The organism is Rhizobacter sp., assembly GCF_031412075.1.
Lineage (GTDB): Bacteria > Pseudomonadota > Gammaproteobacteria > Burkholderiales > Burkholderiaceae_C > Rhizobacter.
In genome coordinates this window covers 1-5,583 of sequence record NZ_JANOCG010000114.1, presented here as the reverse complement: position 1 = coordinate 5,583, position 5,583 = coordinate 1, and the positions used below count along the sequence as shown (strand labels likewise).

General features: G+C 64.2%; 6 protein-coding genes. 1 reads left to right on the top strand and 5 read right to left on the bottom strand.

From position 1 onward, the window contains the following. A partial coding sequence (locus tag RMO40_RS04185; protein WP_309716735.1) for an SDR family oxidoreductase occupies nt 1–227 on the top strand: 227 nt, incomplete at its 5' end. A 155-nt stretch (nt 228–382) separates the two neighbouring features. Here the strand turns inward: RMO40_RS04185 and RMO40_RS04180 are convergent. From RMO40_RS04180 to RMO40_RS04160, 5 genes are all read right to left on the bottom strand, one after another. Further along, nucleotides 383–640: a hypothetical protein gene (locus RMO40_RS04180; RefSeq protein ID WP_309716733.1), complete on the bottom strand. Its 258-nt coding sequence runs from the start codon at nt 638–640 to the stop codon at nt 383–385. A gap of 483 nt (nt 641–1,123) precedes the next feature. Further along, nucleotides 1,124–2,191 carry a hypothetical protein gene (locus RMO40_RS04175; RefSeq protein WP_309716730.1) on the bottom strand — a complete coding sequence of 356 codons (1,068 nt, stop codon included), beginning with the start codon at nt 2,189–2,191 and terminating at the stop codon, nt 1,124–1,126. Nucleotides 2,192–2,442: 251 nt separating this feature from the next. Beyond that, nucleotides 2,443–3,915, bottom strand: coding sequence for a helix-turn-helix domain-containing protein (locus RMO40_RS04170; protein ID WP_309716727.1), 1,473 nt, complete (start codon nt 3,913–3,915; stop codon nt 2,443–2,445). Nucleotides 3,916–4,159: 244 nt separating this feature from the next. Next, nucleotides 4,160–5,368: a beta-ketoacyl-[acyl-carrier-protein] synthase family protein gene (locus tag RMO40_RS04165; protein ID WP_309716724.1), complete on the bottom strand. Its 1,209-nt coding sequence runs from the start codon at nt 5,366–5,368 to the stop codon at nt 4,160–4,162. Continuing rightward, on the bottom strand, nt 5,365–5,583 hold a 219-nt coding region (locus tag RMO40_RS04160), incomplete at its 5' end, for a phosphopantetheine-binding protein (RefSeq protein WP_309716722.1). The genes RMO40_RS04165 and RMO40_RS04160, both read right to left, overlap by 4 nt.

The following is a 5,583-nucleotide window of genomic DNA, read 5'->3' as shown; positions in this document are numbered from 1 at the left end:
CGCTCGAACTGGCCAGCCGGGGCATCACGGTGAACGTGGTGGCCCCGGGCATCATCGCCTCCGTGATGGCCGACCAGGCGTTCGACAAGGATGCGATCGCGCGGATCGTGCCCGCCAAGCGTGCCGGCAAGGCCGACGAAGTCGCAGCGCTGGTCGCCTTCCGGGCAGGGGACGAGGCCGGCTACATCACCGGCCAGGTCATCTCGATCAATGGCGGGATGGCCTGAGGAAGGACGGGGCGGAGCCAAGGCACGGTTTTTTTACCGCCAAGTCGCAAAGGTCGCAAAGAACGCAAAGGAAGCTTTGCGGGTTCTTTGCGACCTTTGCGTTCTTGGCGCCTTGGCGGTGAACCTGCCGGCAGGAGCAGGGCGTGGAATGACGCTCAGCTGCGCTCGAACAGCAACACCGCCTTGGTGCCGCCGAAGGCAAACGAGTTGCTGATCGCCGCCTTGAGCCGAGGCGCCGCCAAGCCCGTCTCGGTGACGAGGTTCATGCGGCAGGCTGGATCAATCTCTTTGCAATGCGAATTGGGTGGCAGTTGCTGCCGGTGCAAGGCCAGCACGGTGATGGCGGCCTCCAGCGCACCGGCGGCGAGCTGGCGCCAAGCTCCGACCAAGGTGTTGGCCGACGGCCCCGTCATTGATACTCTGTGCGACGTTGCCGTGGCGCTCCGTGTCGGCTGATGGGCGGATCGAGTGTTGCGTTTCATGGTCGACCACTGCCAGCGCAAGCGCTGCGCAGCCCCAGCACGATCACGCAGCCGCTTGCCGAGCTGTGCAACCGGCACCACGCAATAGAAACCGCGTGGACGCCGGGCAACGTTCTGCAGCTCTACCTTGAGGTTCTGCCCGGAGCAACGGCACCTCACCCGCCGAGGTGGCGTTGCGCCATCACTTCCGGCAAGAGAACGCATCGGCTCAAGCCGCGCACGAGGCGCCGTTTTGAGCCGGTGGCCCCCGACGGGGCGTCAGGCACGGTGATCAAGCAAGCTGACGAGCCGAAGAGGGTGCGGCCGCCAGTTTGGCCGCGCAGCGGCATCTGCATGGCGCCCGGTGAACCGGGCGGCCCACCGGGCCGAAAACGCAGCCACGTGAATCAACACTGCCAGATACTGGTCAGGCAATCAGCCCGCGGCGGGCACTCGTGCGGCTACGGCTCTGACGGCGGGGCCAGTGAGGCTGCGAACCTGCATGCTGATCCACGAGGTTGCAATTGATTCGCCGGCGGGGATCGCGGCCGAGACCCCACTCGCTAGCGCCCGGGCGCCGACGCCAAGTCCGACCAGTGCGGCACCCTGAATGCAAGAGGCACCGGCAGATATGGCGTCGTCCTTTACGCCCGAGAAGCCCCTCAGACTGGCGTACACGATGGAGGCGGTGGCGCCGGAAAAGCAGCCAACCACAGGCGCCACGTAGGGAAGAAACGCTGGAGCGAATGCGACTGTCGTGCCGTACCCCAGGACCGCTACCGTCAAGGCGGCCGCGACAGACACCAATTTTGCTGACCACACGGACCATCCATTCGATCCTCCAGTGAACTGATTCAGTGCAGCACAAGTCGTCGAAACGTGGTGCCACGCATACATGGTTCGGTTGGTTGAGTTGGCTGCGATCGATCCGCTGATCGTGAGGCGGGTCCCCCTGTAGGACGGCGAGTAGAGAAAATTGCCCAGTCCCGAGGTGGTGGCCACCCGATACGCCAAGCGGGAGAAGTTCATCGTCATCGGAATCGTCTTCGCGTGATTGGCCGTGCAGCCGCCGCTGGAGTTGGTCGTGAGCCTGAGCGCGCTCATCCGGTCCGAGGGGCTGCCGTCGACCAAGCTGGATTGCGACAGCGATACCTCGCCAGCACGCTCCGCCTCCTGCCATTGTTCAGGCGTCATCGACGCCTTGAGTTCCGCAATACGCCGGTCTTCCGCTTCGATGTCTGCCAGCATTCTCGCTTCGTCAGCCGCGGGCAGTTGAACGGGTGCTGCGCTCAGGCGTTCCACTGCATCGGCGACGCTCTCGAGCCCCTCTGCCTGATGGACCGAGCTGTCGGTGCTTCCGTCCAAGTCGCCGCCGCCACATGCCGTGGTCAATACCATGACTGGGATCATCGCGATGGCCACGGCCTTTCTGAAAAGGTCGGAGAAGGGCGAGGATTGATCACTGCCGGCAAGAGTTTGTGCTTGCTTTGCAAACGTATACATGGTGTCTCCAGTATGAAAAGAAGGGCGCTGCTTTCGCCAGCCCGCCGTGGGCGACGAAATCCCGTGCCCTGCTGCAGGCTGCCCACAGCGCCCCGGTGCTTGACACACGTTGTGGAGCTGGAGCTGAAACGCGGCGGAGACCGAGATACGTACTGTCGCGTCCAAAGCCACCGCTCCGTTGAGGGGATTGCGCAACAGCATGACCGCCAGCCGCTTTTCGTACGGACCCTTCGCGTTCCGCGCTCCTGCGGCTACTTTGTCTGCATCGGTACCGGATCCGTCGGGTTCTGTTGCCGAGCCTGAGAAGGCGAGAACCCGTACACATGCCTGAAGTCGCGCGAGAACGAGCTTACGTTCGCGTACCCCAGTTCGCTCGCGATGACAGCCACGGCATTTCCAGTAGACCGCAGCCGCTGCATGGCCTGGTGCATGCGCCGTTCGCGGATGTAGGCCTTCGGTGTCATGCCCTGGTAGCGCTTCATCGCCTTCTCCAGAGTTCTCGCTGTGACGCCGACGCTTTTTGCCAGGCCACTGATGCTCGGCGGGTTAGACGTGGTTGCGTCAAGCGCGGCAAGCGCGCGCCGCAGGTACGGTGGCTTAGAAATCAGCAGATTCGCTTCCGCGATGACCACCTTCTGGGGCGCATCTCCGTACACCGCCAGATCAGAAGGGTCTGTGAACCAGTTCTCTACCAGTCGCAGATGCCGCGTGTGGAGTCGGAGGAACTCTTCGTAGTACTGCACCGCGACCCTGTGCCGACCCAGTTCTTCGGCCAGCCTGGCGAGCGAGTAGGTGGCCTCATGCAATGGGCCTTCCATGTTGTGCTGACGCGCCATATCGGCCGCCAACTTCAGATGCTTGTAGGCTTCCTCGGGCAAAGCATTGGCCTGAAGCAGAAGTCCGTAGTTCAGGGCCATGCCGACCTGCAACTGAGGGGCCGCGCAGGAGAGGTCGCGCACGAGATCTTCATAAAGAACGCGAGCCGCGAGAACATTCGTGCAGCCCACGACGACAAGCTCGAAAAGGCGCAGGATGTGACTGTCGAGATTTGAGCCGGTGAGTGCGCGGGCTTTGCCCAGGCAATGCTGGGCCTGTGCCAGCCGGTGCTGAACCATTGCAGAATCGAGCCCCGCACCTGGGAGCAGGTCAAGCGTCACGAGGGAAGGGTGGCGAGACGCGCGAGAAAACTGTTGTGTACGAAGGTATCCGAGTGAGATCCACCAGATGAACCGGGGTGCTACGCCCTTGTCCGTTTCAAGTACGGGACAAATGTGCTGTTGCGCGAGGCATTCGGCTTCGTCATATCGAAGCATCTGCGTCAGCGCGTGCACCCCCTGGTAGGCAAGCGCCGCTCTCTCGCCGACGCTGAGAGATCGTGTTGCCAAAGTGTGCTTGATGATGCAATGGGCTCGCTGTGCATACCCTAGCGTACGCATGACCTGCGCCTGCATGAATACGGCACGCATCTCGTCGTGAGGGCGGGCGTTCGAGGCAAAAACAGCGCTCGCGAATCGCAGGTCGTCGAGAACCTGGTCGCTGACCAGCATAAGATGTTGGTGAGCTTTGAGCAGGCCTTCAGCCCTGGAAAGTGGCTCGGTCTCCGCACGGATCGCGGGCAATAGTTCTGTCACTGTCGCTGACGGGAAACCGCAGGAGGTGTCCAGAATTGCCGAACTGAGAAGTTGCTTCCAGCGGGCCCCAATATATCTGCTGCCCGAATCCATGTTGGTTGGCTCGCGCGTACCTGCGGAGCTGAATTGCTTCGACGAGGGCAAGGCTATCAGGGGGCAACAAGGCGCCCGTCAGTAGTATTGCGCATGACCTATCAGGCCTCGTCGAGGTGAGGTGCTCGATCTGTTCGCGGTCCCTGTGCTGCGCGGGGTGCCGATAGGATTGTCGTGTCGGCGCCGTGCGAATCGCTGCAGGTGCCCATTCGTGGTGATGCTGCGGCACCGCGACGCGGCCGACTCAGGGTTTCTCGAACAACAACACCGCGTTGGTGCCGCCAAAGGCAAACGAGTTGCTGATTGCCGCGTTGAGCTGCGGCGCTGCCAACCCCGTCTCGGTGACGAGGTTCATGCGGCAGGCTGGATCAATCTCTTTGCAATGCGAATTGGGTGGCAGTTGCTGCCGGTGCAAGGCCAGCACCGTGATGGCGGCCTCCAGCGCACCGGCGGCGCCCAGCAGGTGGCCATGCAAGGCCTTGGTGGAACTCACCCGAAGCGAATCGAAATCACCGCCCCACACTTCGGCCAGCGCGTCGCGCTCGATCACGTCGCCAATGCGGGTGGCGGTGCCGTGTGCGTTGCAGTAGCCCACGTCGCGCGGCTGCAGGTCGGCGCGGCGCAGCGCGGCGCGCAGCGCGCGGGCCTGGCCGGGCACGTCGGGTTTGGTCAGGTGGGTGGCGTCGCAGCTGATGCCCCAGCCGGAGAGCGTGGCGTAGACACGTGCGCCGCGGCGCTGGGCCCGCTCGGCGGATTCGAGCACCAGGAAGGCCGCGCCTTCGCCCAGCGCAAAGCCGCTGCGGTCGGCGGCAAACGGGCGCACCGCACCGGCCGCCGCACCAGGCTCGAAACTCGCCATGGTCTGCATGGCCTGCCAGGCCAGCACCACACCGGGCACGATGAGGGCTTCGGTGCCACCGACGAGGGCCACATCGACCTCGCCGCACTGCACCGCCTTGGCCGCTTCGGCAATCGCCACCGCCGACGAGGCGCAGGCCACGGCATAGGTGAGCACCGGGCCCAGCACATGCTGTCGCATGGCCACGTGGGCGGCCGGCGCGTTGGGCATGAAGGGTGGCACGGTGAGTGGGGGCACACGCCCGTTGCTGCTGCGGTAGGCCGCTTCGAGCGAGCCAGCGCCGCCCATGCCACAACCCACGTACACACCGACTCGCTCGGGGTCGGCATCCAGCGGGCCGGCGTCTTTGACGGCCAGGTCGGCTGCGGCCACGGCCAGCTGGCTGACCCGATCCACGCCGGCGAGCTGCAGCTTGGTGAACCAGCGCATCGCATCGAAGGCCACGGTGGCCGCCGCCGTGGGCTTGAGCAGATCGGGGAAGACAGCGTGCACCGCCGATTCGCCGCGCAGCAGGGCCGAAAATACCGCCTCGGGCGTGTCGCCGTGGGGAGAGACGACACCCAGGCCGGTGACGGCGATGGGACTCAGGCTCATGCGGTGGTTTGAGCCGCCTTGACCCGGTCGACCACCACCGCCAGCTCGGCCAGGGTGTCGACGTTGGAGTCAACGTCGGGCAGGTTGATGTGGAAGTGGTCTTCCACGGCGAAGAGAAATTCGACCAGCGCGAGCGAATCCAGGCCTTTTTCGCGCATGGAGGTGTTCGGGTCCAGCTCCGTCGGGGCGATGCCGTACTTCTCTTGAATCAAATC

Coding starts and splice junctions, on each gene's coding strand:
- RMO40_RS04180 (WP_309716733.1), bottom strand. CDS start 640: ATGACGGGGCCGTCGGCCAACACCTTGGTCGGAGCTTGGCGCCAGCTC.
- RMO40_RS04175 (WP_309716730.1), bottom strand. CDS start 2,191: ATGTATACGTTTGCAAAGCAAGCACAAACTCTTGCCGGCAGTGATCAA.
- RMO40_RS04170 (WP_309716727.1), bottom strand. CDS start 3,915: ATGGATTCGGGCAGCAGATATATTGGGGCCCGCTGGAAGCAACTTCTC.
- RMO40_RS04165 (WP_309716724.1), bottom strand. CDS start 5,368: ATGAGCCTGAGTCCCATCGCCGTCACCGGCCTGGGTGTCGTCTCTCCC.